We start from the raw sequence: 26,779 nt of genomic DNA, 5'->3' as shown, positions 1-26,779 counted from the left end.
GTATCCTTTAATTAATCGACGTTCAGCGCGTCATTGACCAGATCTTGCTGCTGCTTCTGGTGAACGGACATATACCCTACCGCCGGAGAGGCGGAGGCCGGGCGACCTGCATAACGCAGGGCAGACCCAAATGGAATCACTTCACGGAAATGATGCTGGCTGCAGTACCATGCGCCCTGGTTGAGCGGCTCTTCCTGGCACCAGACAAAATCATGTACGTGAGCATACTGTTTCAGCACGTCCTGCATCGCCTGATGCGGGAACGGATAAAGCTGTTCGATACGCACGATGGCGACATCTTTCTGATCGTTCTTGCGGCGCTGTTCCAGCAGGTCGTAATAAACCTTACCAGAACACATTACAACGCGCTTAACGCCTTTCGGGTCCAGCTCGTCCACTTCGCCGATGGCCGGCAGGAAGGTGCCGTTAGCCAGCTCATCCAGGCTTGAAACCGCCAGCGGATGACGCAGCAGCGATTTCGGTGACATCACCACCAGCGGACGGCGCATACCGCGAAGCGCCTGACGACGCAGCATGTGGTACACCTGAGCCGGGGTAGACGGCACGCAGACCTGCATGTTCTGCTCGGCGCAAAGCTGCAGATAACGTTCCAGACGCGCGGAGGAGTGCTCCGGACCCTGCCCTTCGTAACCGTGCGGCAGCAGCATCACCAGGCCACACATACGGCCCCACTTCTGTTCGCCGGAGGAGATGAACTGGTCGATAACCACCTGCGCACCGTTGGCGAAGTCGCCGAACTGCGCTTCCCAGATGGTCAGGGTGCGCGGTTCAGCGGTGGCGTAACCGTATTCGAAGGCCAGCACCGCTTCTTCAGACAGCACGGAGTCCCAGACCTTGAACTGGCCCTGACCGTTGTGCACGTGCTGCAGCGGGGTATAGGTTGAACCGTTAGACTGGTTGTGAACCACCGCGTGACGGTGGAAGAAGGTGCCGCGGCCCGCATCCTCACCGGACAGACGAACGGGAATGCCCTCGTCAACCAGCGTTGCGTAAGCCAGGGTTTCCGCGCCGCCCCAGTCGAACAGCTTCTCGCCTGCCGCCATGGCCTGACGGTCGCCGTAGATTTTCGCTACGCGAGACTGCATTTCGATAGCGTCCGGTACGGTGCTGATGCGTTTAGCCAGCTCCTGCAGGCGCTTCATCTCAACCTTGTTCGGGTAGCTCTCATCCCACTCGTGGTTGAGGTACGGCGACCAGGTAAAGGAGTGCATGTTCATTGGGCGCAGCTCTTTCACTACGCACTCACCCGCGTCCAGCGCGTCGCGGTAAAGATTGACCAGCTCGGTCGCATCTTCCAGCGTCGCCACTTTTTCGCTTTCCAGCTTGTCAGCATAGATTTTACGCGGCGTCGGGTGCTTTTTGATTTTCTGATACATCAGCGGCTGGGTTGCGCTTGGCTCATCCGCTTCGTTGTGGCCGTGACGGCGATAGCAGAACAGGTCGATCAGCACGTCGCGTTTGAAGGTATTGCGGTAGTCCAGCGCCAGACGGGTGACGAAAGCAACGGCTTCCGGATCATCCGCGTTTACGTGGAAGATTGGCGCTTGCACCATTTTACCGATGTCGGTGCAGTACGGGGTTGAACGCGCGTCCAGCGGGTTAGAGGTGGTGAAGCCCACCTGGTTGTTGATCACGATGCGAACGGTACCGCCCACTTCGTAACCACGCGCTTTCGACATGTTCAGGGTTTCCTGAACCACGCCCTGGCCGGTAATGGCCGCATCACCGTGAATGGTGATTGGCAAGACTTTGTTGCTGCTCGGCTCGTCCAGACGATCCAGACGCGCACGAACGGAACCGATCACCACCGGGCTGACGATTTCCAGATGCGACGGGTTAAACGCCAGCGCCAGGTGAACCAGGCCGCCATCGGTTTCGATATCAGACGAGAAGCCCATGTGGTACTTCACGTCGCCGGTGCCGAGGTGTTCTTTATGCTTGCCCGCGAACTCGTCGAACAGGTCCTGCGGTTTTTTACCCAGCACGTTGACCAGCACGTTCAGACGACCGCGGTGCGCCATGCCCAGCACCACTTCACGGGTACCGCTGTTACCCGCATGGCGGATCAGCTCTTTCAGCATGGGCACTAATGCGTCGCCGCCTTCCAGCGAGAAGCGTTTTGCACCCGGGAATTTCGCACCCAGATAACGCTCAAGGCCTTCTGCTGCGGTCAGTTCGTTCAGGAAGCGTTTTTTCTCTTCCGTCGAGAAGTTGGCGTGACCCGCCACGGATTCGATACGCTGTTGGATCCAGCGTTTCTCTTCGGTGGAGGTAATGTGCATATATTCCGCGCCGATGGAGCCGCAGTAGGTCTGCTTGAGCGCGTCAATCAGCTCGCCCAGCTTCATCGTGTCTTTGCCGATAGCAAAAGAACCTACGTTAAAGCTTTCCTGGAAATCGGCCTCGGTCAGATCGTGATACGCCGGATCGAGATCCGCGACACGATCCTGCTGCCACAGTCCCAGCGGATCGAGATTTGCATGCTGGTGACCGCGGAAGCGATAAGCGTTGATAAGCTGCAGGACTTTAACCTGCTTCGCATTGGTGTCAGGGTCGGAAATCGCAGAAGAGTAACGTGAGGCATCCTTCGCCAGACGGCGGAAATAATCACGTGTTTTGGAGTGGAATTGATCCGGTTTGACTCCCGTGCCAGGCAACTCCTGGAACATGGAACGCCAGTTTGCGTCCACTGAGTCAGGATCGGTTAAGAAGTCTTCATAGAGCTGTTCAATCCAGCTCTGGTTTGCACCAGAAAGGAAAGAAGAGTCCAGCCAGGCTTTCATTGCGCCGTTCTGCATCGTGATCCCTTAAGCATTTTTATGCTTACTTTCGCCGTAGAAACTACCACGCACACCGCGTGTACGTGCCGGGGTTCACCTGCGAGCTCTTTTCATTTGGCCCGCGAAGGAACCTTTAGAAACTGTCTTAAGGGTTTCCCCTCACCCCGACCCTCTCCCGTGGGGAGAGGGGGAAGGTCGTCGGCAGTTTTTAAAGATTTCCTGCAATCTGTTCCCTCTCCCTTAGAGAGAGGGTTAGGGTGAGGGGAACAGCGCTCCCCTCTCACTACTTACGCACTGCGCTGCAGCAGCATCGACTTAATATGGCCGATAGCGCGCGTCGGGTTCAGCCCCTTAGGACATACACTGACGCAGTTCATGATGCTATGGCAGCGGAATACGCTGAAAGCGTCACTCAGTCCTTCCAGACGGTTATCGGTTTCGGTGTCGCGGCTATCGATCAGGAAGCGATAGGCAGCCAGCAGGCCGGCCGGGCCGATAAACTTGTCCGGGTTCCACCAGAACGACGGGCAGGACGTAGAACAACATGCGCAGAGAATACACTCGTACAGCCCATCGAGTTTTTCACGCTGCTCAGGAGACTGTAGGTGCTCACGAGCGGGTGGATTTTGCCCATTATTCAATAAGTAAGGCTTAATCTTCTCATATTGTGCATAGAATTGCCCCATGTCTACCACCAAATCACGCACGACCGGCAGGCCTGGCAGAGGACGGATAACAATTTTCTGACCAGGACGCTGTAGCGCCGAAATTGGCGTGATGCAGGCCAGACCGTTTTTGCCGTTCATGTTCACGCCGTCAGAGCCACAGACCCCTTCACGGCAGGAGCGGCGGAACGACAGCGTTGGATCTTTTTCCTTCAGCTGCATCAGGGCATCCAGCAGCATCATGTCGCGACCTTCTTCCGCTTCCAGGGTGTAATCCTGCATACGCGGAGCGTCGTCTACATCCGGGTTATAACGATAAACTGAGAATTCGAGTTTCATTGTCCTGTCTCCGCATTAATAAGTACGAATCTTCGGCGGGAACGCCGGACGCAGTTTCGGTTCCATGTTGACGCTACGACGCGTCATGGATTCCGACTCTGGCAGATACAGGGAATGGCACAGCCAGTTTTCGTCATCACGATCCGGGTAGTCGAAGCGGCTATGCGCGCCACGGCTCTCGGTACGGAAGTTTGCCGACACCGCAGTGGCGTAGGCGGTTTCCATCAGGTTATCCAGCTCCAGACACTCAACGCGCTGGGTGTTGAACTCGCTGGAGGTGTCGTCCAGACGGGCATTTTTCAGACGCTCGCGGATCGCTTTCAGCTGCTCAAGCCCTTTCGCCATCGCGTCACCTTCACGGAACACCGAGAAGTTGTGCTGCATACACTCCTGCAGCGCCTTGCGGATTTCCACCGGATCTTCGCCGTTACGGTTGCCGTTCCAGCGGTTGAGGCGCTCAAGGGAAGCGTCAATTTCTGCATCAGTTGCGTCCAGCAGGTCACCCTGCTCGGCAATGGATTCCTGCAGGTGCAGACCCACCGCGCGACCAAACACCACCAGGTCCAGCAGGGAGTTGCCGCCCAGACGGTTTGCGCCGTGTACGGATACGCAGGCAATTTCGCCTACCGCGAACAGGCCAGGAATAACCACGTCTTCGCCCTGCTCGTTCACGGTCAGCGCCTGACCGGTCACTTTGGTCGGAATACCGCCCATCATGTAGTGGCAGGTAGGGATAACCGGAATCGGCTCTTTCACCGGGTCGACGTGTGCAAAGGTGCGGGACAGCTCAAGGATGCCCGGCAGACGGGATTCCAGAACCTCTTTACCCAGGTGGTCAAGCTTCAGCTTGGCGTGTGGGCCCCACGGGCCGTCACAGCCGCGACCTTCACGGATTTCGATCATGATGGAACGCGCCACCACGTCACGACCCGCCAGGTCTTTCGCATTCGGGGCATAACGCTCCATGAAGCGCTCGCCGTGTTTGTTCAGCAGATAGCCGCCTTCACCGCGGCAGCCTTCCGTGACCAGAACGCCCGCACCGGCGATACCGGTTGGGTGGAACTGCCACATCTCCATATCCTGTACCGGCACGCCCGCGCGGATAGCCATACCGACGCCGTCACCGGTGTTGATGTGGGCGTTGGTGGTAGACTGATAGATACGGCCTGCGCCGCCGGTCGCCAGCACGGTTGCACGCGCTTTGAAGTAGACCACTTCACCGGTTTCGATGCACAGCGCGGTACAGCCGACGACGGCGCCATCGGCGTTTTTCACCAGATCCAGCGCGTACCACTCGGAGAAGATGGTGGTATGGTTTTTCAGGTTTTGCTGATACAGGGTGTGCAGCAGCGCGTGACCGGTACGGTCAGCCGCTGCCGCGGTACGCGCCGCCTGCTCGCCGCCGAAATCTTTCGACTGACCGCCAAACGGACGCTGATAGATGGTGCCATTTTCCAGACGGGAGAACGGCAGGCCCATATGGTCCAGCTCCAGAATCGCTTCCGGGCCGGTCTTACACATATATTCGATGGCGTCCTGGTCACCGATATAATCGGAACCTTTCACCGTATCGTACATGTGCCATTCCCAGTTATCTTCATGGGTGTTACCCAGCGCAACGGTAATACCGCCCTGCGCAGACACGGTGTGGGAACGGGTTGGGAAAACTTTAGAGAGCAGCGCACAGGTCTGGCCGCTCTGGGAAATTTGCAGCGCTGCGCGCATACCTGCGCCACCAGCACCAATCACAACAGCATCAAATTCTCTGACTGGCAGTTTCATTACACACCCCACACCACAACGAATCCATAAATAACGTAAACCACCAGTGCAACGACAATAGCCAGCTGCAGAGGAAGGCGAATCGCCAGCGGTTTAACGTAATCGGTCAACACCTGCCACATGCCGATCCAGGCATGAATAAGGATGGAGAACAGCGCCAGCAGGGTGAACACTTTGGTGAAGGCCGATCCGAAGAAACCGCTCCAGATCTCCCACGTCAGCGTGCCGCTGGTCGCGAAGAAACCGATCATATAGATGATGTAAAGGGTGAGAACGATGGCGGTAGCACGGACCAGGATGAAGTCATGTACGCCGTTGCGTCCTAATGCCGAGGCGTTGCTTACCATACGAGAACTCCTGCGAGAAGTGAAAGCACGACAGTAATCACAAATGAAATGTTAGCGGAGCGTTTCCCGGCTTCGAATGTCTCTTCCAGGTAGCCAAAGTCCATCAGCATATGGCGAACACCCACTACAACGTGGTACGCCAGCGCGGTCAGAATGCCCCACATGATAAATTTCACGAAGAAGCTGTTCATAATGGCGGAGGCCTGGAGGAATCCTTCAGGGGACGAGAGGCTGGTTCCCAGCAACCACAGCAGAATACCGACCGCCACAAACGTAATCACACCGGATACGCGGTGCAGAATGGACGCTATTGCTGTTACAGGGAACCGGATCGTTTTGAGATCCAGATTGACAGGTCTTTGTTTTTTCACATTTCTTATCATGAATAACGCCCACATGCTGTTCTTATTGTTTCCTTCCTCCGGACTGCGATGCGGGTCAAGCAGCGTTCCTTTTCTATAACTGCGCGTCATGCAAAACATTGCTTCCAAATGCTAAAACGACACGTTACAACGCTGGGTGGCTCGGGATTGCAGGGTGTTCCGGAGACCTGGCGGCAGTATAGGCCGTTCACAAAATCATTACAATTAACCTACATACAGTTTGTCGGGTTTTCTCTGGAACAGTGATCAGGGTCACGATAACAACATCTTTTTAATTTTTAATCATCTGATTTGACAAATGTTAAACAATATTGTTACAAACGTCATCAGAAAAGGCATATAATGCGCAAAAGTTATGAGGTCTCTCTTTCACCTGACAAATAGTTATGTAACAGTGTGATGGTATTGACCGAAGTTATCAGGACAGTTATTAGTGATATACAGGTTTGAATAATTCGGACTGCAAAAACGCTGATTTGCTGTTATTTCACTGATATTTCATCCGTTTACCTGCAAGGCGCCATAGCTCTGTACCCTGGTTTCTCCTCGTGAGCTGAGCGGTAAGCCAAATAACAATCTGGTAACGGTGATTAACAGCTGAAGGCAAATCCGGTGAACAGCAGTCTTAAGCATAAGGCGCTAAGGAGACCGTAAATGGCTGATACAAAGGCAAAGCTCACCCTGGGTGGTGACACTGCTATTGAACTGGATGTGCTAAAAGGCACGCTCGGTCAGGATGTTATTGATATCCGTACGCTGGGTTCCAAAGGAGTTTTCACCTTTGACCCTGGATTCACCTCTACCGCATCTTGCGAATCCAAAATCACCTACATTGACGGTGACGAAGGTATCCTGCTCCATCGCGGCTTCCCCATCGATCAGTTAGCCACCGAATCCAACTATCTGGAAGTGTGCTACATCCTGCTGAACGGCGAAAAGCCGACGCAGGCGCAGTACGATGAATTCAAAACCACCGTGACCCGTCACACCATGATCCATGAGCAGATTACCCGTCTGTTCCATGCGTTCCGCCGTGACTCTCACCCGATGGCGGTCATGTGCGGGATTACCGGCGCGCTGGCGGCGTTCTACCACGACTCCCTTGACGTGAATAACCCGCGCCACCGTGATATCGCGGCGTTCCGCCTGCTGTCCAAAATGCCGACCATGGCAGCGATGTGCTACAAATATTCCATCGGCCAGCCGTTCGTGTATCCGCGCAACGACCTCTCCTACGCCGGTAACTTCCTGCGCATGATGTTCTCCACGCCGTGCGAAGAGTACGAAGTGAACCCGGTGCTGGAACGCGCGATGGACCGTATCCTGATCCTGCACGCTGACCATGAACAGAACGCCTCTACCTCTACCGTCCGTACCGCGGGCTCTTCAGGCGCGAACCCGTTCGCCTGTATCGCTGCGGGCATCGCCTCCCTGTGGGGACCGGCGCACGGCGGCGCGAACGAAGCGGCACTGAAGATGCTGGAAGAGATCAGCACCGTTGAGCACATTCCTGAGTTCGTGCGTCGCGCGAAAGACAAGAATGACTCCTTCCGCCTGATGGGCTTCGGTCACCGTGTTTACAAAAACTACGACCCGCGCGCCACCGTCATGCGTGAGACCTGCCACGAAGTGCTGAAAGAGCTGGGCACCAAAGATGACCTGCTGGAAGTGGCGATGGAGCTGGAACACATCGCGCTGAACGACCCGTACTTCATCGAGAAGAAACTCTACCCGAACGTCGATTTCTACTCTGGCATTATTCTGAAAGCGATGGGCATTCCGTCTTCCATGTTCACCGTCATCTTCGCCATGGCCCGTACCGTAGGCTGGATTGCGCACTGGAACGAAATGCACAGCGAAGGCATGAAAATTGCCCGTCCTCGTCAGCTGTATACCGGCTACGAGCAGCGTGATTTTAAGTCTGATATTAAGCGCTAACAGGAGTTGGGTGCGGCCTGATGCCCTCACCCCGCCCCTCTCCCACAGGGAGAGGGAGAAAACCTTGAAAACGGTAACCCTTTGGTTACCGTTTTACTTTTATTTCTGGCAGTGTGGACACCAGTAAAAAGGTCGGGAAGAGAGCATAATCCTGTCGATAATCCCGCCGCACCGCTCGCATTTCTTTCCCGCCCGATGAAACACCTTAAAGCGAAACAGCGCCCCGTGATGCTTGTTCTCATCCACCAGGCCGCGCGTGTTGTACGACAGCCGCGGAATATCCAGCAGCGCGTGGGATAACGCCTCCAGCTGTTCATCGCTCAGCTGCGACGCTTTATGCTGAGGTGCCAGCCGGGCTTCCCAGAGGATCTCTACCCGCAGGTAGTTGCCCAGCCCGGCAAGAAAGGCCTGATCGAGAAATAAACCTGAAAACTGCCGGTTGCGGAATTTTGCCGATAACAGCCGGGCCTTCACGTCGCTCGCCGTCAGGCGCATGTCCAGCACGTCCGGACCTACCCGCTGCAAAAACGGGTGAGTGAGCAGTTGCTCCGGCGTTAACATTTCGATATCCGACGCACTGTAAAGCAGGATCGCTTTATCCGCCGTTTGCAGCCTGACGCGCAGCACGCGCGTGGTTTGCGGCTGCTCGTCCGCATCAACCACCCGCCAGACGCCGTAAAGCTGGTTATGGCTATATAACGTAAGGTTATGGGAAAAGTGCGTCAGCAAGGCCTTGCCGCGCGTTTCAATATGGGTCACCGTCTGCCCTACCAGCTGGGATTCAAACGGCTTCAGTTGAGGATAGGCAAACCAGACGTCCGTCAGGGGTTTGCCCTTTATCGCCGCCTCCAGGCTATCCGCCGCGCGGCGGATCTCCGGACCTTCAGGCATCTTTTCGTCCTTATTGTGATTTCAGGCGCTGACGCAAATACCCTGCTCCGCAAATGCCGCCCGCAGGCGGCGTGCGAACTGCAGCGCATGCTCGCCGTCGCCGTGTAAACAGACCGTTTCAGCCTTCACCGCCGCAGACGTGCCGTCAATCGCCGTGACGTGTCCAGAGCGAACCATCTCCAGCGTCTGCGCCAGCGCCTGCTCTTCATCGGTAATCAGCGCGCCCGGCTGCGTGCGGGGAACCAGACTGCCGTCAGGCTGATAGCCCCGATCGGCAAAGACTTCCTGCCGGGTGGTTAATCCCAGACGCTCTCCGGCGCGAATCAGTTCGCTCCCCGCCAGTCCGACCAGAATCAGCGCCGGATTGCAGTCCCGCACCGCGCGGGCGATGGCGTCCGCAAGCGCCGGATCTTTTGCCGCCTGGTTGTAAAGCATGCCGTGCGGCTTCACGTGGTGCAGCACGCCGTTCTCAGCGCGAACCATCGCGTCCAGCGCGCCAGTCTGGTAGAGCACCTGAGCGTAGACCGTCTCAGGCGGGAGATCCATCGACGTGCGGCCAAAGTTCTCCCGGTCAGGAAAGCTCGGATGAGCACCTATCGCGACGCCATTTTTGATGGCATTGCGCACGCTTGCGAGCATGGTATGCGCATCGCCCGCGTGGAATCCGCAGGCAATATTGACTGACGACACCAATGTCATCAGTTCCGCGTCGGCGGTGCCGCCCTCCCCCAGATCGGCATTCAAATCAATCTTTGCCATCGAGCCTCCACGCCAGCTGTTCGAGATAACGCTGCCGATCCTGTCGCGCCTTTAGCGCCTCCTCGAGCGAACACTGCACGAAGTGAATCGGCTGTCCGAGGGGAATTTGCGCGAGATGGTAGCGATCGGCTTCGATAATGCAGGCAATTCGCGGATAGCCGCCCGTTGTCTGCGCATCGTTCATCAGCACAATCGGCTGTCCGTTACCCGGCACCTGAATCACGCCGGGCAGCAAACCGTGGGAAAGCATTTCCCGATCCGTGGTGCGGCTCAGCGGCTGGCCCTGCAGACGGTAGCCCATGCGGTTACTTTGCGGGCTGATTTTCCACGGCGAGCGCCAGAAGGACTCCTTAGAGGCCTCGTCGAACTCATGATATTCCGGCCCGGGCAAGGCGCGGATGCGGTTTCCCCACAGCAGTTGCTTAACGCCCTGAGCCGTCGAGAAATGGCGCGCTGAGGGTTTGATTGCCAGCCGATCGCCGTCGCGCAGCAGGCGTCCTTCATGACCGCCTATTCCCGCTTTCTGGTCAGTGCTGGATGAGCCCAACACCTCCGGCACGTCAATACCGCCCGCAACCGCAAGATAGCTGCGCACCCCGTGCAGGGGGCGCTTGAGCGTCAGACGCTGCCCGGCTTTTGCCCGCAGCCGCCAGCCTGTCCACACCGCTTTGCCGTCCAGCGTGGCATCGCACCCTGCCCCGGTTAAGGCAAACCAGGTTTCCTGACTAAACTCCACCACGCACTGGCCCAGCGTAATTTCCAGCGCTGCCGTATTGCCGGGGTTGCCCACCAGCACGTTGGCGATTTCAAGCGCAGGACGGTCCAGCGCGCCGCAATAGCTCACGCCAGACTGGCGCATGCCAAAGCGACCGGCATCCTGCACGGAGGTGTAAAGCCCTGCGCGAATAAGCGTTAACATATCCCCTCCTTCTGCGGGATAAAGCGCAGCGTATCGCCAGGTCTAAGGAGGATTGGTGCATCCTGCCCCGGTTCAAATAACGGCGTGGACGTGTGCCCGATAAGCTGCCAGCCGCCCGGTGAGGCGAGCGGATAAATGCCGGTCTGTTCGCCGCCAATTGCCACCGTACCCGCAGGGACGCTCAGCCGGGGTTCAGCGCGTCGCGGCGTATGCAATCTGGATGATAAGCCGCCCAGATACGGGAATCCCGGCTGGAACCCCAGGAACCAGACCACGTAATCCACTGAGCTGTGCAACTCAACCACCTGTTTTTCCGTCAGGCCACAATGTTCAGCCACCACGCCCAGATCGGGCCCACTCGTTCCGCCATAGACAACCGGGATCTCAATGGTACGGGATTCCGGCTCCAGCGCCTCGCTCTCCTCCCACCAGCGCTGCAGACGTTCGATGGCGTCCAGCGCCAGCGTGTGCGGATTACGCAGCACCACGGTGACATTGTTCATTCCCGGAATGGCCTCAACCACTTCCGGAATATCGGCCAGACGCTGCGTCAGCCGCCAGATACGCTTCTGCGTAGCAAGCGTAACGGGCGGCTCCAGCTCCAGCACCACCGCGGTTTCCCCCAGAAGATAACAACGCGCTCGCTGCACTTAACTACCTCTCATCAGGCCGGGTTAGGGATATCGATAAAGGTCACGTCCAGATCGGTATTTTCCTTCAGCCATTCGCTGAGGGCACGAATACCGCCGCGCTCGGTAGCGTGATGACCCGCCGCGTAAAAATGCAGGCCCTGCTCGCGGGCGGAATGAACCGTCTGCTCGGAGACTTCACCGGTAATAAACGCATCCACGCCAAAGCGCGCGGCGCTGTCGATAAAGCCCTGGCCGCCCCCGGTACACCAGGCCACACGCTTCACGGTATCTGGCCCGGTGTCGCCGCACCACAGCGGACGACGCCCCAGGCGCGCTTCGATCCACGAGGCCAGCTCAAGTCCCGGCACCGGCATCGCCAGCTCGCCCCACGGCACCAGCGGCTCGATCTCGCCCATCACGGTAATACCGAGCAGCTGCGCCAGCTGCACGTTATTGCCCAGTTCCGGGTGCGCATCCAGCGGCAGGTGGTAACCGTACAGGTTGATGTCGTTCGCCAGCAGCGTTTTCAGGCGGTTACGCTTCATGCCGAGGATAATCGGCGATTCATTTTTCCAGAAATAACCGTGGTGAACGATGACCGCATCGGCCTCCTGACGTACGGCTTCGTCCAGCAGTGCCTGGCTTGCCGTCACGCCGGTGATAATTTTCTGCACCGCTTCACGGCCTTCGACCTGCAGGCCATTCGGACCGTAGTCGCTGAACGCGGAGACGTTGAGTTTGTCGTTTATCAGGCTTTCCAGTTCGCTGTTTTTCATCATCACTCTCTTATGCTTTGCGGGCGGCTTCGTACGCCGCCAGCGTGGCGACGCGCGCCTGTTTGTGGTCGACTATCGGGCGGGGATAATTGAGCGTTACGCCCTGCTTATCCGCCCATGCCCAGGGGTCGTGGATCGCTTTCGCGGGCACGTCCTGAAGCTCAGGCACCCACTGGCGAATAAACTCGCCGCCAGCGTCAAAGCGTTGCCCCTGGGTCGTCGGATTAAAAATCCGGAAATACGGCGCCGCATCGGTTCCGGTAGAGGCAGCCCACTGCCAGCCGCCGTTATTCGCCGCCAGATCGCCATCGATCAGCTGAGAAATAAAATAGCGCTCCCCGACGCGCCAGTCGATAAGCAGATCTTTTACCAGGAAGCTGGCGGTAATCATTCGCAGACGGTTGTGCATCCAGCCGGTTTCGTTGAGCTGGCGCATCGCGGCATCGACTATCGGGTAGCCCGTTTGCCCGGATTGCCAGGCTTTCAGCTGCCGGTCATTCGACAGCCACTTAACATTATCGGTCCAGCGAATGAAGGGACGATATTTACATAAATCAGGGTGATACGTCATCAGATGACGATAAAACTCGCGCCAGATAAGTTCATTCAGCCAGACAGCACCCGCCCCGCCGTCCAGCGCCTGCGGCTGCTCCGCCAGCAGACGATGCAAACACTGGCGCGGAGAGAGCGCGCCCAGCGCTAAGCAGGCTGATAAACGGCTTGTGCCTTCAATCGCGGGGAAATCCCGACGCGCTTCGTAGTCGGCCGCACCCTGCCTGCAGAACTGGCGCAGCTGGGCGATAGCCGCTTTCTCATTCGCGGGGAAAAGGGTTTCATCAAACGGCTCCTGGGGGTAATCAAACGTCAGCGCAGGCAGATCCGTAAGGGGCTTGCCCCGCCCGGCGGGTGCGGCAACGCACTCCGGCAGCGCCTCCTTAAGGCGTTTAATGAAGGCATTTTTGAACGGCGTGAAGACTTTATACATCTCGTGGTTGCCGGTCATGACGCTTCCCGGCGCCAGCATCACGCTGTCGTCAAACCCTTCGCAGACCACATCGTCCAGCATTTTCTCCAGCTGGCGGTCACGCTGCTGCTCGTTGTATTCGTACTGGTAGTTGTAGAAGAGATGCGTGACGTCGTGCTGCCGACACGTCTCCTGCACCGTCCCCAGCTGTGCCGCAAAATCCCCCACCTCTTTGTAGATCAGCGGAATGCCCTTCTCGGCGAGCGTTTGCTGCAAATCATTCAGGTGCGAGAGGAGATAAGCCGCCTGGCGCGGCGCCATATTATGCTGCTGCCACTGCTCGGGCGTAGCGATGAACAGGGCCAGTACGTTTGCATTTTTGTCGCGGCAGGCGGCCGCAAGGGCGATGTTGTCATGTACGCGCAGGTCCGCGCGAAACCAAACCAGATGGGTGGGCATAAAACTCCAGGCAATTGTCCATTATGTCCGTAAGGGCATGCCGTAAAAGGAAAAAGCATGCATTGAACTACTTTGCCATGAAGTGTAGACGGGATGAAATAAAAAAGGCCGCACGAGGCGGCCTTAACGCTACTTGTCCTGCGCTATCGTGGAAAATGCAACAAACGCGGTCGGTTCATCACTTTTTACAACGAATACGCTGGCGACAATGAACGCAATGCAAAAATAGCGTTTCATTATGCGGTCCCTGCAGCTAACCGCTCCACCGTTCACCACCGGTGATAAGTCGGTGGACACAAGCTCTGACGAGAGCCTGACTTACGGTTGTGGTAACACCTCTCCCGGGACCGGTGCCCATGTGCGAGATGGCGGAAAGGGACGCCGCATAATAGTTGGCCCAGGGGTAAAACGTCATCTACTGAAATGTGTTTTAAGAATATATTTAGGGCGTTATGGTTTAATTACTTAAGGACAGGAGATATTCTTGTAAGCCTCTGACGAGAGCCTGAAGTTCACCCAACGGACCGCGAATCCCGAGGGAAAAAAACCGCCACATTGCTGTTGGCGGTTTTTTTATTGCTGTGTGTAATCTTTCTTTTTTTTAGTAGAAATCGCAGGTCGCTTTCTCGGCCTGGTCCATCCATACCGGCTTCTCGCTGGTTTTCGCCCAGACGCGGTGCAGATAGCTGTAAAAACGTGCGCGATCTTTCCAGAACAGCATTACCGGCAGGGCCAGCACGCCAGCCACTACGGCGAAGGTGCGGCGCATGAAAACGATATGAGCCGGAAACTCTTTATAAAGATCCATAATTTTCTCCCCTATAGTTGGCCGGAAACGTCATCCGGAAAATGCAAAATCTGTGACCTGGCTAAAATAATATCGCTTTGTTTGTAATTTTACTACTCATCCGACCACTTATTTTCATCCATTTAGTGAATATTTACATTTCCGCCGTAACTAAGTTACAAAAAAGTTAACGATTTACATATCAATAGTTAAATTGTGGGCTTTGCCATTTTTATACTTTTTTTACACCCGCCCTTCTGATTTTTGCGAAATCTTTGCGCCATAAATCCTACCGTTAGCACAAATACAAATGTCACCCGGAGGTGGATTGTGAGTGCAGGTCTGATTACCGGCATCGTGCTGGTGTTCCTGTTATTGGGTTATCTGGTCTACGCCCTGATTAATGCGGAGGCATTCTGATGGCTGCTCAGGCGTTTTTGCTTATTGCCAGCTTTTTACTGGTGCTGTTTGTACTGGCAAGGCCGTTAGGCGCGGGGCTGGCGCGGATGATCAACAACGTGGCCTTACCTGGTACGGAACGTGTTGAAAAAGGGATCTGGCGCGTTCTGGGGACAAGCGATTCGGAGATGAACTGGCGTCAGTATCTGATGGCGATCCTGCTGCTGAACGTGGTTGGCCTGGTTGCCCTCTTTGCCATGCTGATGCTGCAGGGCGTTCTGCCGCTCAATCCCCAACAGCTTCCGGGCCTCTCCTGGCACCTGGCGCTGAACACGGCGGTGAGCTTCGTGAGCAACACCAACTGGCAGTCTTACGCCGGTGAAACCACGCTCAGCTACTTCAGCCAGATGGCCGGATTGACCGTGCAGAACTTCCTTTCTGCCGCGAGCGGGATCGCGGTGATCTTCGCCCTGACGCGCGCGTTTGCACGTCAGAACTTCAGCACGCTGGGCAACGCCTGGGTGGATTTAACCCGCATTACGCTGTGGGTCCTGCTTCCCATCGCGCTGCTTATTGCGCTGTTCTTTATCCAGCAGGGCACGCTGCAAAACCTGCTTCCTTACGCGCCGTACACCTCGCTTGAAGGGGCAAAACAGCTCCTGCCGATGGGGCCGGTGGCCTCGCAGGAAGCGATCAAGATGCTGGGTACCAACGGCGGCGGCTTCTTCAACGCCAACTCGTCGCATCCGTTTGAAAACCCAACTGCGCTCACTAATTTCGTCCAAATGCTGGCGATATTCCTGATCCCTACCGCGCTCTGCTTTGCCTTCGGCGACGTGGTTAACGACCGCCGTCAGGGGCGAACCCTGCTGTGGGCGATGTCATTCATCTTCGTCATCTGCGTCGCGCTGGTGATGTGGGCCGAATGGCACGGCAACGGCCACTTTATGCCGCTCGGCGCCAACAGCAGCATCAATATGGAAGGCAAAGAGAGCCGCTTCGGTATTCTTGCCAGCAGCCTGTATGCGGTGGTGACCACGGCAGCCTCCTGCGGGGCGGTGAACGCCATGCACGACTCCTTTACGGCGCTCGGCGGCATGATCCCGATGTGGCTGATGCAGATTGGCGAAGTGGTGTTTGGCGGGGTCGGTTCGGGCCTGTACGGCATGCTGCTGTTCGTTCTGCTGGCGGTGTTCATCGCCGGGCTGATGATTGGGCGCACGCCGGAATATCTGGGTAAAAAAATCGACGTGCGCGAAATGAAATTAACCGCGCTCGCGATTCTGGTTACCCCAGCCCTCGTGCTGCTCGGCACCGCGCTGGCGCTGATGACCGAGGCCGGACGCAGCGGCATCTTCAACCCCGGCATTCACGGCTTCAGCGAAGTGCTTTACGCCGTCTCGTCTGCCGCCAATAACAACGGCAGCGCCTTTGCGGGCCTGAGCGCCAACTCGCCGTTCTGGAACTGCCTGCTGGCGTTTTGCATGTTCGCTGGCCGCTTCGGCGTGATTATTCCCGTTATGGCTATCGCGGGCTCTCTGGTGAGTAAAAAAATCCAGCCGACCACCACCGGTACATTGCCCACCCACGGCGCGCTGTTTGTTGGCCTGCTGGTTGGCACCGTGCTGCTGGTGGGTGCTCTGACCTTTATCCCCGCCCTCGCGTTAGGCCCGGTCGCGGAAACCCTCTCTTTACGCTGATTTGCGGAGAATTTGACATGAGTCGTAAACAACTCGCCCTGCTCGAACCGACGTTAGTTCGTCAGGCGCTCATGGATGCGGTGAAAAAGCTAAGTCCGCGCGTTCAGTGGCACAACCCGGTGATGTTTATCGTCTGGATTGGGAGCGTGCTGACCACCGCACTGGCGATTGCCATGGGAACCGGCCACCTTTCAGGAAATGCGGCCTTTACCGGCGCCATCAGCCTGTGGCTGTGGTTCACCGTGCTGTTCGCTAACTTCGCCGAAGCGCTGGCAGAAGGCCGCAGCAAGGCCCAGGCCAACAGCCTGAAAGGGGTGAAAAAAACCGCATTTGCCCGCAAATTACGCGAACCAAAATACGGCGCGCAGATGGACCACGTTCCGGCAGATGAGCTGCGCAAAGGCGACGTGGTGCTGGTGGAAGCGGGTGACATTATCCCGTGCGACGGGGAAGTGATTGAAGGCGGCGCCTCGGTTGACGAGAGCGCCATCACCGGTGAATCCGCGCCGGTTATCCGCGAATCGGGCGGTGACTTTGCCTCCGTGACGGGCGGGACGCGCATTCTCTCCGACTGGCTGGTGATCCAGTGCAGCGTCAACCCGGGCGAAACCTTCCTCGACCGGATGATCGCCATGGTCGAAGGCGCACAGCGCCGCAAAACGCCGAACGAAATTGCCCTGACCATTCTGCTGGTCGCCCTCACCATCGTCTTCCTGCTGGCAACCGCGACCCTCTGGCCGTTCTCTGCGTATGGCGGCACGGCAGTCAGCACCACCGTACTGGTCGCCCTGCTGGTGTGCCTGATCCCCACCACCATCGGCGGCCTGCTGTCCGCCATCGGCGTGGCCGGGATGAGCCGTATGCTCGGTGCCAACGTGATCGCCACCAGCGGACGCGCCGTTGAGGCCGCGGGTGACGTCGACGTGCTGCTGCTCGATAAAACCGGGACCATCACGCTGGGCAACCGTCAGGCCTCTGACTTCTTACCGGCACCGGGCGTGGATGAAAAAACGCTGGCGGACGCGGCGCAACTGTCATCCCTTGCCGATGAAACCCCGGAAGGCCGCAGCATCGTGATTCTGGCGAAACAGCGCTTCAACCTGCGCCAGCGCGACGTGCAGAGCCTGCACGCGACCTTTGTACCGTTTACCGCCCAGACCCGCATGAGCGGTATTAACATTCAGGACCGGATGATCCGTAAAGGCTCCGTTGACGCCATCCGTCGCCATATTGAAGCCAATAACGGCCACTTCCCGCCCGAGGTGGACAAACTGGTCGAAAGCGTTGCCCGGCAGGGGGCCACGCCGCTGGTGGTGGCAGAAGGCTCGAACGTGCTGGGCGTTATAGCCCTGAAGGATATCGTCAAAGGCGGCATCAAGGAACGCTTTGCGCAGCTGCGCAAAATGGGCATCAAAACGGTGATGATCACCGGGGATAACCGCCTGACCGCAGCCGCCATCGCCGCCGAAGCGGGCGTGGACGATTTTCTCTCCGAGGCCACGCCGGAAGCCAAGCTGGCGCTGATCCGCCAGTATCAGGCGGAGGGCCGTCTGGTGGCGATGACGGGGGACGGTACCAACGATGCCCCTGCCCTGGCGCAGGCCGACGTGGCGGTGGCGATGAACTCAGGCACCCAGGCGGCAAAGGAGGCGGGCAACATGGTCGACCTCGACTCTAACCCGACCAAGCTGATTGAAGTGGTGCACATCGGGAAACAGATGCTGATGACGCGCGGCTCGCTGACCACGTTCAGCATCGCCAACGACGTGGCAAAGTATTTCGCCATCATTCCGGCGGCGTTTGCGGCAACCTATCCGCAGCTGAACGCGCTTAACGTGATGCACCTGCACTCTCCGTCATCGGCCATTCTCAGCGCGGTGATCTTTAACGCCCTGATCATTGTCTTTCTTATTCCGCTGGCGCTGAAAGGGGTGAGCTATAAGCCGCTGACGGCGGCCGCCATGCTGCGCCGCAACCTGTGGATTTACGGTCTGGGCGGGCTGGTTGTGCCCTTTATTGGTATTAAGGTTATCGACGTGCTCCTGACGCTGTTTGGGCTGGTCTAAAAGGTGAATCAAATGACGATGTTACGCCCCGCTATACTTCTGTTTATTCTACTGTCTCTTATTACCGGCGGGCTGTACCCGCTGGTGACGACGGCGCTCGGCCAGTGGTGGTTTCAGGACCAGGCCAACGGCTCGCTGATTATCCAGAACGGCGAAAACCGGGGCTCGCGCCTGATTGGGCAGAACTTTACGGACGCTCGCTACTTCCAGGGACGCCCTTCCGCCACTGCGGAAAGCCCGTATAATCCGATGGCATCGGGCGGCAGCAATCTGGCCGGCAGTAATCCTGAGCTGGATAAGGCCGTTGCGGAACGCGTTGCTACCCTGCGCGCCGCCAATCCGCAGGCCAGCCGCGAAGTACCTGTTGAACTGGTCACCGCCTCGGCCAGCGGGCTGGACTATAGCCTGACGCCGGAAGCCGTGGCATGGCAGATCCCGCGCGTGGCCGCAGCCCGCCAGCTGTCCGTCGAGCAGGTGAGCCAGCTGGTCGCCGAGCACACGCAAAAGCCGCTGGTCAGCTTCATCGGCATGCCGGTAGTGAACATTGTTGAGCTGAATCTGGCGCTGGACGCGCTAAGGAAAAACTAAATGACCGACGAGCCCATGCGCCCGGACCCGGACAGGCTGCTCGAACAGACGGCTGAAGCCCACCGCGGCAAACTGAAAATTTTCTTCGGCGCCTGCGCGGGCGTCGGGAAAACCTTCGCCATGCTGACGGAAGCCCAGCGGCTGCGGGCGCAGGGGCTTGATATTCTGATCGGCGTGGTGGAAACCCACGGACGGAAAGAGACGGCGGCGCTGCTGACGGGGCTTGCCACCCAGCCGCCCCGCCGCATCAGCCATCGCGGGAGGCTGGTGACAGAATTTGATTTGGATGCCGCCCTCGCCCGCCGCCCTGCCCTGATCCTGATGGACGAGCTGGCGCACAGCAATGCCCCAGGCTCGCGTCATCCGAAACGCTGGCAGGACGTGGAAGAGCTGCTGGACGCCGGCATCGACGTGTTCACCACCGTCAACGTTCAGCATCTCGAAAGCCTGAACGACGTGGTGAGCGGCGTGACCGGCATTCAGGTGCGGGAAACCGTCCCCGATCCGTTTTTTGATTCCGCCGACGAGGTGGTGCTGGTCGACCTTCCTCCCGACGACCTTCGCCAGCGCCTGCACGAAGGCAAAGTCTATATTGCAGGCCAGGCCGAGCGCGCCATCGAACATTTCTTCCGCAAAGGCAACCTGATTGCCCTGCGCGAACTCGCCCTGCGCCGTACCGCCGACCGGGTTGATGACCAGATGCGCGCCTGGCGCGACCTGCAGGGGCAAGAACGCGTCTGGCACACCCGCGACGCCATTCTGCTGTGCATCGGGCACGGCAGCGGCAATGAGAAGCTGATCCGCACCGCCGCGCGGCTTGCGGCGAAATTTGGCAGCGTCTGGCACGCGGTGTATGTCGAGACGCCGCAGCTTCACGCCCTGCCTGAAAATCAGCGTCGCGCTATCCTCGGCTCGCTGCGGCTGGCACAGGAGCTGGGTGCGGAAACCGCCACCCTGTCCGACTCTCAGGAAGATAAAGCTATACTGCGCTACGCCCGCGAGCATAACCTGGGGAAAATTGTCATAGGCCGCCGCCAGCATCGGCGCTGGTTTAGCCGCGAATCCTTTGCCGACAGGCTGGCCCGCCGCGCGCCGGATCTGGATCTGGTGATCGTGGCGCTGGATGACAAGCCCACGCCGTTACCCAACCGCGCGCCGGACGCCCGCGCCTTCGGCGATAAATGGCGGATTCAGATCCGCGGCTGCCTTGTCGCCGTCGTGCTCTGCGCCCTGATTACCGTCATTGCCAGCCAGTGGCTGATCGCCTTCGACGCCGCCAACCTGGTGATGATCTACCTGCTCGGCGTGGTGGTGGTGGCGCTCTTTTACGGACGTTGGCCGTCGGTGCTTGCGACGGTTATCAACGTGGTCAGTTTCGACCTTTTCTTCATTGCCCCGCGCGGGACCCTCGCCGTTTCCGACGTGCAGTACATTCTTACCTTTGGCGTCATGCTCACCGTCGGGCTGGTGATCGGGAACCTGACGGCGGGCGTTCGTTACCAGGCGCGTATCGCGCGCTATCGCGAGCAGCGCACGCGACATCTGTATGAGATGTCAAAATCGCTGGCGGTGGGCCGGACTCAGCAGGATATCGTGCAAACCAGCGAGCAGTTTATCCGTTCGACGTTTCACGCCAGTAACCTCATCCTGCTTCCGGACGAGCATGGCACGCTTCGTCCGCTCACCTCCGCCACGGGTATGACGCCCTGGGATGAAGCTATCGCGCGCTGGAGTTTTGATAAGGGATTACCGGCGGGTGCGGGAACCGACACCCTGCCCGGCGTGCCGTACCAAATATTGCCGCTGCGCAGCGCGGATAAAAATCAGGGGCTGGTCATCGTCGAACCAACCAATTTGCGCCAGCTGATGATCCCCGAGCAGCAGCGCCTGCTGGAAACCTTCACCCTGCTCGTCGCCAGCGCGCTGGAGCGGCTGGCGCTGACCGCCAGCGAAGAGCAGGCGCGGCTGGCAAGCGAGCGCGAGAGCATCCGAAATTCACTGCTGGCGGCGCTTTCTCACGACCTGCGCACCCCCCTCACCGTCCTGTTCGGGCAGTCGGAAATCCTGACGCTGGACCTCGCGGCTGAAGGGTCAAAACACGCAGTGCAGGCCAGCGAGATCCGCCAGCACGTGCTCAACACCACGCGCCTGGTGAATAATCTGCTCGATATGGCGCGCATTCAGTCCGGCGGGTTTAACCTCAAAAGAGAGTGGCTTACGCTTGAAGAAGTGGTGGGCAGCGCGTTGAAAATGCTCGAGCCGGGGCTGGGTGGCCGCCACATTGCGCTGAATATGCCTGACCCGCTGACGCTGATCCACGTTGATGGGCCGCTGTTTGAACGCGTGCTCATTAACCTGCTGGAAAATGCGGGCAAATATGCGGGCGCAAAGGCACAGATTGGCGTGAATGCCTCGGTGGACAATCAGGTGCTGCAGCTTGAAGTCTGGGATAACGGACCCGGCATTCCTGCAGGGCAAGAAAATGCAATCTTTGAAAAATTTGCGCGCGGTAATAAAGAGTCAGCTATTCCCGGCGTGGGGCTGGGGCTGGCAATTTGTCAGGCGATCGTCGAGGTGCACGGTGGCACCCTTTCAGCAGAAAACCGTCCGGAAGGCGGCGCGCGTTTTTGTGTTAAACTTCCACTCGATAACCCTCCAGAACTCGATGAATTACCAGAGGATTTGTGATTAACGTTCTGATTGTTGAAGATGAACTTGCTATTAGCCGATTTCTGCGCGCCGCGCTGGAAGGCGACGGCCTGCGCGTTCATGATGCGGGCACGCTTCAACGGGGATTAATTGAGGCCGCCACGCGCAAGCCGGACCTGGTGATCCTCGATTTAGGGCTACCGGACGGTGACGGCATTGATTTTATCCGTGAAGTTCGCCAGTGGAGCCAGATGCCGATTCTGGTTCTCTCCGCCCGAACTGAAGAGACGGATAAAATCGCGGCGCTGGACGCCGGGGCGGATGACTATCTGATCAAACCTTTTGGCATTGGCGAACTGCAGGCTCGCCTTCGCGTGGCGCTGCGCCGCCATAGCGCAACCGCGCCCGCTGATCCCACCTATGCGTTTGGGGATATCCGGGTTGATCTGGCCGCCCGGCGCATAATGCGCGGTGAAGATGAGATTCACCTCACGCCAATAGAATTTCGACTGCTCGCCGTGCTGCTCAATAACCACGGTAAGGTCCTCACCCAGCGCCAGCTGTTAAGTCAGGTGTGGGGACCCAATGCGGTGGAGCATAGTCACTATTTACGCATATATATGGGGCACCTTCGTCAGAAACTGGAAGTTGACCCCGCGCGCCCTCGTCATTTATTAACTGAAACCGGTATCGGTTATCGGTTTATGCTTTGAATAGTTATTCAAATTAACTCTTAAAATAACTTAAACCCTCCCGAAGCAATATTCAAAAATAATCAATCCGGTATTTCCTGAATTATTCCCGCACCTTTAAAACATTAATAATACAACCTGTTAACGCATAAACAACAAAACAGCATTTTGATCTGCATTATGCACTCATGGCGACTAATTATTTCTGAAATGATCGGTTAACGGTGATCTTCTTCACAGTTAATCATCCCTTCATGGATAAAATGACCATGCTTTCAATTACTGAAAGGAAATTAAGCATGGAAAACAACAATCGTTTAATGCCCCATATAAGGCGAACAACGCATATCATGATGTTTGCCCACCGTAACTGTTTTGACTTTCATCTCTTCAACGCCCGGTAGTCCTTCGACTTCTGGCGCACCCGCTCACAGGTTATCCTGAAATACGTTATTTAACAGGCAATTGCCTGTAGAGACGTGCGCTCATTTCTCTTGTTCCAGACGCATCCGCAGCCGGGCGGACTGGATTTTACTTAAAAAAAGCAATTAGCTGATTTTTTATCAGCGGCCTCACTTTGCTTTTTTTCCGGTGAATATCGATTTCTTTTTTTACGAGAAATCGAGGGACTCCTGTTTTCAAAATAAAGAGATAAAGATGAAAAATTTAAAAATCGCCGCCAGCCGTACCTGCCCTGATTGTTTTACGACTCACCGCGAGATAGTTGATGCCCGCGCGACTGACTATATTGACGTTGCCGCCGTCGTAATGGCCGTGAGCGATATTGCCGAAGGCGCTATAGAAGAATTAGAAGCCACCGGATTTGGTATTCCGGTTTTTATTGCCACCCACAAAGAGGAGATTGTCCCGGCGGATTATTTGCCGCGTATTCAGGGCGTTTTCGAGCACTCGGATACCAGCAATGAATTCTATGGACGCCAGCTGGAAGCCGCAGCCCAGAAGTACGAAACCCAGCTGCGGCCGCCTTTCTTCCGCGCCCTGGTCGATTACGTAAAGCAGGGCAACAGCGCCTTTGACTGCCCGGGTCATCAGGGCGGCCAGTTCTTTCGCCGCCACCCGGCCGGTAATCAGTTTGTCGATTTCTTTGGCGAAACGCTTTTCCGCTCGGACTTGTGTAATGCCGACGTGGCGATGGGGGATCTGCTGATCCATGAAGGCGCGCCATGCATCGCCCAGCAGCATGCGGCAAAAGTCTTTAACGCCGATAAGACCTACTTCGTGCTGAACGGCACCTCATCGTCAAACAAAGTGGTGCTTAACGCCCTGCTCACCCCGGGCGACCTGGTGCTGTTCGACCGTAACAACCACAAATCTAACCATCACGGTGCCCTCCTCCAGGCTGGCGCAACGCCGGTGTATCTGGAAACGGCGCGCAACCCGTACGGTTTCATCGGCGGGATTGACGCGCACTGCTTTGCGGAGAGCTATCTGCGCGAGCTGGTTTCGGAGGTTGCTTCAGGCCGCGCGCGCGACGTACGCCCGTTCCGCCTGGCGGTGATCCAGCTGGGTACCTACGACGGCACCATCTATAACGCCCGTCAGGTGGTGGATAAGATTGGCCATCTCTGTGACTACATCCTGTTTGACTCCGCCTGGGTGGGCTATGAGCAGTTTATTCCGATGATGGCCGACTGCTCGCCGCTGCTGCTGGAGCTGAACGAGAACGATCCGGGGATCCTGGTCACGCAATCGGTGCATAAACAGCAGGCCGGCTTCTCGCAGACCTCGCAAATCCATAAGAAAGACAGCCATATCAAAGGGCAACAGCGCTATGTCCCGCACAAGCGTCTTAACAACGCCTTTATGATGCACGCCTCCACCAGCCCGTTTTATCCGCTGTTCGCTGCGCTGGACATCAACGCCCGTATGCATGAGGGCCAAAGCGGCCGCAACATGTGGATGGACTGCGTGGTGAACGGTATCGAAGCGCGCAAGCTGATCCTGGAGAACTGCCGGTATCTGCGCCCCTTCGTGCCGGAAACGGTGGATGGCCGCCCGTGGGAAAGCTGGGACACGGCGGAAATTGCGACCGATCTGCGCTTCTTCCACTTCGTACCGGGTGAACGCTGGCACGCTTTTGAAGGCTACGCTGAGCATCAGTATTTTATCGACCCGTGCAAGCTGCTGCTGACCACGCCGGGCATCAACGCCCGCACCGGCGAATATGACGACTTCGGCGTGCCCGCCACGATCCTCGCCAACTTCCTGCGTGAAAACGGCATCGTGCCGGAGAAATGCGACCTCAACTCGATCCTGTTCCTGCTCACGCCTGCGGAGGACATGGGCAAACTGCAGCAGCTGGTGGCGCAGCTGGTGCGCTTCGAAAAGCTGCTTGAGAGCGATGTGCCGCTGAAGGAGGTTCTGCCCTCTCTCTACAAACAGCATCCGGAACGTTATGCGGATTACACCCTGCGCCAGATCTGTCAGGAGATGCATGACCTGTACGCCCGCAACAACGTGAAGCAGCTGCAAAAAGAGATGTTCCGCAAGTCCCACTTCCCGCGCGTGATGATGAGCCCGCAGGAGGCGAACTATGCGTATCTGCGCGGAGAGGTCGAGCTAGTCTCCCTGCGCGACGCGGAAGGCCGCATCGCCGCCGAAGGCGCGCTGCCTTACCCACCGGGAGTGCTGTGCGTGGTGCCTGGCGAAGTCTGGGGCGGTTCCGTGCTGCGCTACTTTGCCGCGCTGGAAGAAGGGATCAATCTTCTGCCGGGCTTTGCGCCGGAGCTGCAGGGCGTATACATCGAAGAGTGCGACGGTCGCAAACAGGTTCGCTGCTACGTGATCAAACAGCCCGCCGCTCAGCCTGCGCTGCTGAAAGGAGAAAAATTATGAGTAAGTCCAATAAGATGGGCGTAGTGCAGCTCACCATCCTCACCATGGTGAACATGATGGGGTCCGGGATTATCATGCTGCCAACCAAGCTGGCCGAAGTAGGGACCATTTCGATTATCTCCTGGCTGGTGACGGCGGTCGGCTCAATGGCGCTGGCGTGGGCATTCGCCAAGTGCGGGATGTTCAGCCGTAAGTCTGGCGGGATGGGCGGCTATGCCGAATACGCATTCGGCAAGTCGGGCAATTTTATGGCCAACTACACCTACGGCGTGTCGCTGCTGATCGCCAACGTGGCGATTGCCATCTCCGCGGTGGGCTACGGTACGGAGCTGTTTGGCGCCACGCTCAGCCCGGTACAGATTGGGCTGGCAACCATCGGCGTGCTGTGGATCTGCACCGTGGCAAACTTTGGCGGCGCGCGTATCACCGGGCAGCTCTCCAGCATCACCGTCTGGGGCGTGATTATTCCGGTTGTCGGTCTGTGCATCATCGGCTGGTTCTGGTTTAGCCCAACGCTGTACGCCAACTCCTGGAACCCGCACCACGTGCCGTTCTTTACCGCAGTAGGCTCTTCTATTGCCATGACGCTGTGGGCCTTCCTCGGGCTCGAATCCGCCTGCGCGAACGCGGAGGTGGTAGAGAATCCGGAGAAGAACGTGCCGATTGCGGTCCTCGGTGGCACGCTGGGCGCGGCGGTGATCTACATCGTCTCAACTAACGTGATTGCAGGCATCGTACCCAATATGGATCTGGCTAACTCCACGGCGCCGTTCGGGCTGGCCTTCGCGCAGATGTTCACGCCGGAAGTCGGGAAAGTGATTATGGGTCTGATGGTGATGTCCTGCTGCGGTTCCCTTCTCGGCTGGCAGTTCACCATCGCCCAGGTGTTCAAATCTTCGGCTGACGAAGGCTACTTCCCGAAAATCTTCTCCCGCGTGAGCAAATCTGACGCGCCGGTGCAGGGCATGCTGGCGATAGTCATCTTCCAGAGCGGCCTGTCGCTGATGACCATTAGCCCGTCGCTGAACAGCCAGTTCAACGTGCTGGTCAACCTGGCGGTGGTGACGAACATCATTCCGTATATTCTGTCGATGGCGGCGCTGGTGATCATCCAGAAGGTGGCGAAGGTTGATCCGCGCAAGGCGCGTGTGGCCAACATCGTGGCGCTGATAGGGGCAATCTACAGCTTCTATGCGCTCTACTCGTCCGGCCAGGAAGCGATGCTCTACGGCGCGATGGTGACCTTTATGGGCTGGACGCTGTACGGTCTGGTATCGCCGAGATTTGAATTGAAGAACAAGCATAGTTAAAAAAAAGCCCGGTGGCGCTAGCGCTTACCGGGCCTACGATCGTTGTTGTAGGCCGGGCAAACACTGTGCCGCCCGGC

Annotated in this window: 22 protein-coding genes; 10 read left to right on the top strand and 12 right to left on the bottom strand. The window is 57.5% G+C overall.

The features are described from left to right. Positions 1-11: 11 nt before the first annotated feature. The 5 genes from sucA to sdhC form a co-directional block, all read right to left on the bottom strand. On the bottom strand, positions 12-2,819 hold the full coding sequence (sucA, locus tag VPX56_RS06960; RefSeq protein ID WP_131633029.1) for a 2-oxoglutarate dehydrogenase E1 component: 2,808 nt from the start codon (positions 2,817-2,819) through the stop codon (positions 12-14). A gap of 269 nt (positions 2,820-3,088) precedes the next feature. After that, positions 3,089-3,805, bottom strand: coding sequence for a succinate dehydrogenase iron-sulfur subunit SdhB (gene sdhB, locus VPX56_RS06955; RefSeq protein WP_010428707.1), 717 nt, complete (start codon positions 3,803-3,805; stop codon positions 3,089-3,091). Between the two features lie 15 nt (positions 3,806-3,820). Beyond that, positions 3,821-5,587: a succinate dehydrogenase flavoprotein subunit gene (gene sdhA / locus VPX56_RS06950; protein WP_131633030.1), complete on the bottom strand. Its 1,767-nt coding sequence runs from the start codon at positions 5,585-5,587 to the stop codon at positions 3,821-3,823. Further along, positions 5,587-5,934, bottom strand: a complete 348-nt coding sequence (gene sdhD / locus VPX56_RS06945) for a succinate dehydrogenase membrane anchor subunit (RefSeq protein ID WP_008501088.1) — start codon at positions 5,932-5,934, stop codon at positions 5,587-5,589. Before sdhD ends, sdhA begins: the two co-directional genes overlap by 1 nt. After that, entirely contained in the window at positions 5,928-6,332 is a 405-nt protein-coding gene (gene sdhC / locus VPX56_RS06940; RefSeq protein ID WP_020684965.1) for a succinate dehydrogenase cytochrome b556 subunit, read from the bottom strand. Before sdhC ends, sdhD begins: the two co-directional genes overlap by 7 nt. Positions 6,333-6,971: 639 nt before the next feature. Here sdhC and VPX56_RS06935 point away from each other — a divergent pair. Beyond that, positions 6,972-8,255 carry a citrate synthase gene (locus VPX56_RS06935; RefSeq protein ID WP_010428698.1) on the top strand — a complete coding sequence of 428 codons (1,284 nt, stop codon included), beginning with the start codon at positions 6,972-6,974 and terminating at the stop codon, positions 8,253-8,255. A 99-nt stretch (positions 8,256-8,354) separates the two neighbouring features. Here VPX56_RS06935 and nei read toward each other — a convergent pair whose 3' ends face one another. From nei to VPX56_RS06900, 7 genes are all read right to left on the bottom strand, one after another. Continuing rightward, positions 8,355-9,146, bottom strand: a complete 792-nt coding sequence (gene nei / locus VPX56_RS06930; protein ID WP_326470733.1) for an endonuclease VIII — start codon at positions 9,144-9,146, stop codon at positions 8,355-8,357. 21 nt (positions 9,147-9,167) lie between these two features. Further along, on the bottom strand, positions 9,168-9,905 hold the full coding sequence (gene pxpA, locus VPX56_RS06925) for a 5-oxoprolinase subunit PxpA (protein ID WP_326470731.1): 738 nt from the start codon (positions 9,903-9,905) through the stop codon (positions 9,168-9,170). Continuing rightward, the gene (gene pxpC, locus VPX56_RS06920; RefSeq protein WP_326470729.1) at positions 9,892-10,824 is read right to left on the bottom strand and encodes a 5-oxoprolinase subunit PxpC; all 933 of its coding nucleotides are present in this window, start codon (positions 10,822-10,824) and stop codon (positions 9,892-9,894) included. The genes pxpA and pxpC overlap by 14 nt, the downstream gene beginning before the upstream one ends. Further along, the gene (gene pxpB / locus VPX56_RS06915; protein ID WP_326470727.1) at positions 10,818-11,474 is read right to left on the bottom strand and encodes a 5-oxoprolinase subunit PxpB; all 657 of its coding nucleotides are present in this window, start codon (positions 11,472-11,474) and stop codon (positions 10,818-10,820) included. The genes pxpC and pxpB overlap by 7 nt, the downstream gene beginning before the upstream one ends. Positions 11,475-11,488: 14 nt before the next feature. Continuing rightward, positions 11,489-12,232 (bottom strand): type 2 GTP cyclohydrolase I, encoded by a 744-nt coding sequence (locus VPX56_RS06910; protein ID WP_326471982.1) that lies wholly within the window; start codon positions 12,230-12,232, stop codon positions 11,489-11,491. A gap of 10 nt (positions 12,233-12,242) precedes the next feature. Continuing rightward, positions 12,243-13,655 (bottom strand): deoxyribodipyrimidine photo-lyase, encoded by a 1,413-nt coding sequence (phrB, locus tag VPX56_RS06905; RefSeq protein WP_326470725.1) that lies wholly within the window; start codon positions 13,653-13,655, stop codon positions 12,243-12,245. A gap of 601 nt (positions 13,656-14,256) precedes the next feature. Next, positions 14,257-14,463, bottom strand: a complete 207-nt coding sequence (locus tag VPX56_RS06900; protein WP_028019445.1) for a YbfA family protein — start codon at positions 14,461-14,463, stop codon at positions 14,257-14,259. Positions 14,464-14,772: 309 nt separating this feature from the next. Between VPX56_RS06900 and kdpF the strand changes: the two genes are divergently transcribed. The 9 genes from kdpF (at position 14,773) to potE (ending at position 26,702) form a co-directional block, all read left to right on the top strand. Continuing rightward, the gene (kdpF, locus tag VPX56_RS06895; protein ID WP_015386886.1) at positions 14,773-14,862 is read left to right on the top strand and encodes a K(+)-transporting ATPase subunit F; all 90 of its coding nucleotides are present in this window, start codon (positions 14,773-14,775) and stop codon (positions 14,860-14,862) included. After that, a complete protein-coding gene (gene kdpA / locus VPX56_RS06890; RefSeq protein WP_326470722.1) occupies positions 14,862-16,541 on the top strand; it encodes a potassium-transporting ATPase subunit KdpA in 1,680 nt (559 codons plus the stop codon). The genes kdpF and kdpA overlap by 1 nt, the downstream gene beginning before the upstream one ends. Positions 16,542-16,558: 17 nt before the next feature. Continuing rightward, on the top strand, positions 16,559-18,607 hold the full coding sequence (kdpB, locus tag VPX56_RS06885; RefSeq protein ID WP_131633038.1) for a potassium-transporting ATPase subunit KdpB: 2,049 nt from the start codon (positions 16,559-16,561) through the stop codon (positions 18,605-18,607). A gap of 12 nt (positions 18,608-18,619) precedes the next feature. Continuing rightward, positions 18,620-19,195, top strand: a complete 576-nt coding sequence (gene kdpC, locus VPX56_RS06880; protein WP_263610553.1) for a potassium-transporting ATPase subunit KdpC — start codon at positions 18,620-18,622, stop codon at positions 19,193-19,195. Next, positions 19,196-21,883: a two-component system sensor histidine kinase KdpD gene (gene kdpD / locus VPX56_RS06875; RefSeq protein WP_326470719.1), complete on the top strand. Its 2,688-nt coding sequence runs from the start codon at positions 19,196-19,198 to the stop codon at positions 21,881-21,883. It abuts the gene before it with no gap. Next, complete coding sequence (kdpE, locus tag VPX56_RS06870) at positions 21,880-22,557, top strand: two-component system response regulator KdpE (protein WP_326470717.1); 678 nt, start codon at positions 21,880-21,882, stop codon at positions 22,555-22,557. Before kdpD ends, kdpE begins: the two co-directional genes overlap by 4 nt. Positions 22,558-22,835: 278 nt before the next feature. After that, positions 22,836-22,940 carry a leader peptide SpeFL gene (gene speFL, locus VPX56_RS06865; protein ID WP_003858645.1) on the top strand — a complete coding sequence of 35 codons (105 nt, stop codon included), beginning with the start codon at positions 22,836-22,838 and terminating at the stop codon, positions 22,938-22,940. A gap of 253 nt (positions 22,941-23,193) precedes the next feature. Further along, on the top strand, positions 23,194-25,392 hold the full coding sequence (speF, locus tag VPX56_RS06860; RefSeq protein ID WP_326470715.1) for an ornithine decarboxylase SpeF: 2,199 nt from the start codon (positions 23,194-23,196) through the stop codon (positions 25,390-25,392). Further along, positions 25,389-26,702, top strand: coding sequence for a putrescine-ornithine antiporter (potE, locus tag VPX56_RS06855; RefSeq protein WP_326470713.1), 1,314 nt, complete (start codon positions 25,389-25,391; stop codon positions 26,700-26,702). Before speF ends, potE begins: the two co-directional genes overlap by 4 nt. Positions 26,703-26,779 lie beyond the last annotated feature (77 nt).

This window comes from Enterobacter wuhouensis (assembly GCF_035835995.1).
Classification (GTDB): domain Bacteria; phylum Pseudomonadota; class Gammaproteobacteria; order Enterobacterales; family Enterobacteriaceae; genus Enterobacter; species Enterobacter wuhouensis.
The sequence above is the reverse complement of the archived record's forward strand: the minus strand, read 5'-3'. Positions and strand labels throughout refer to the sequence as shown.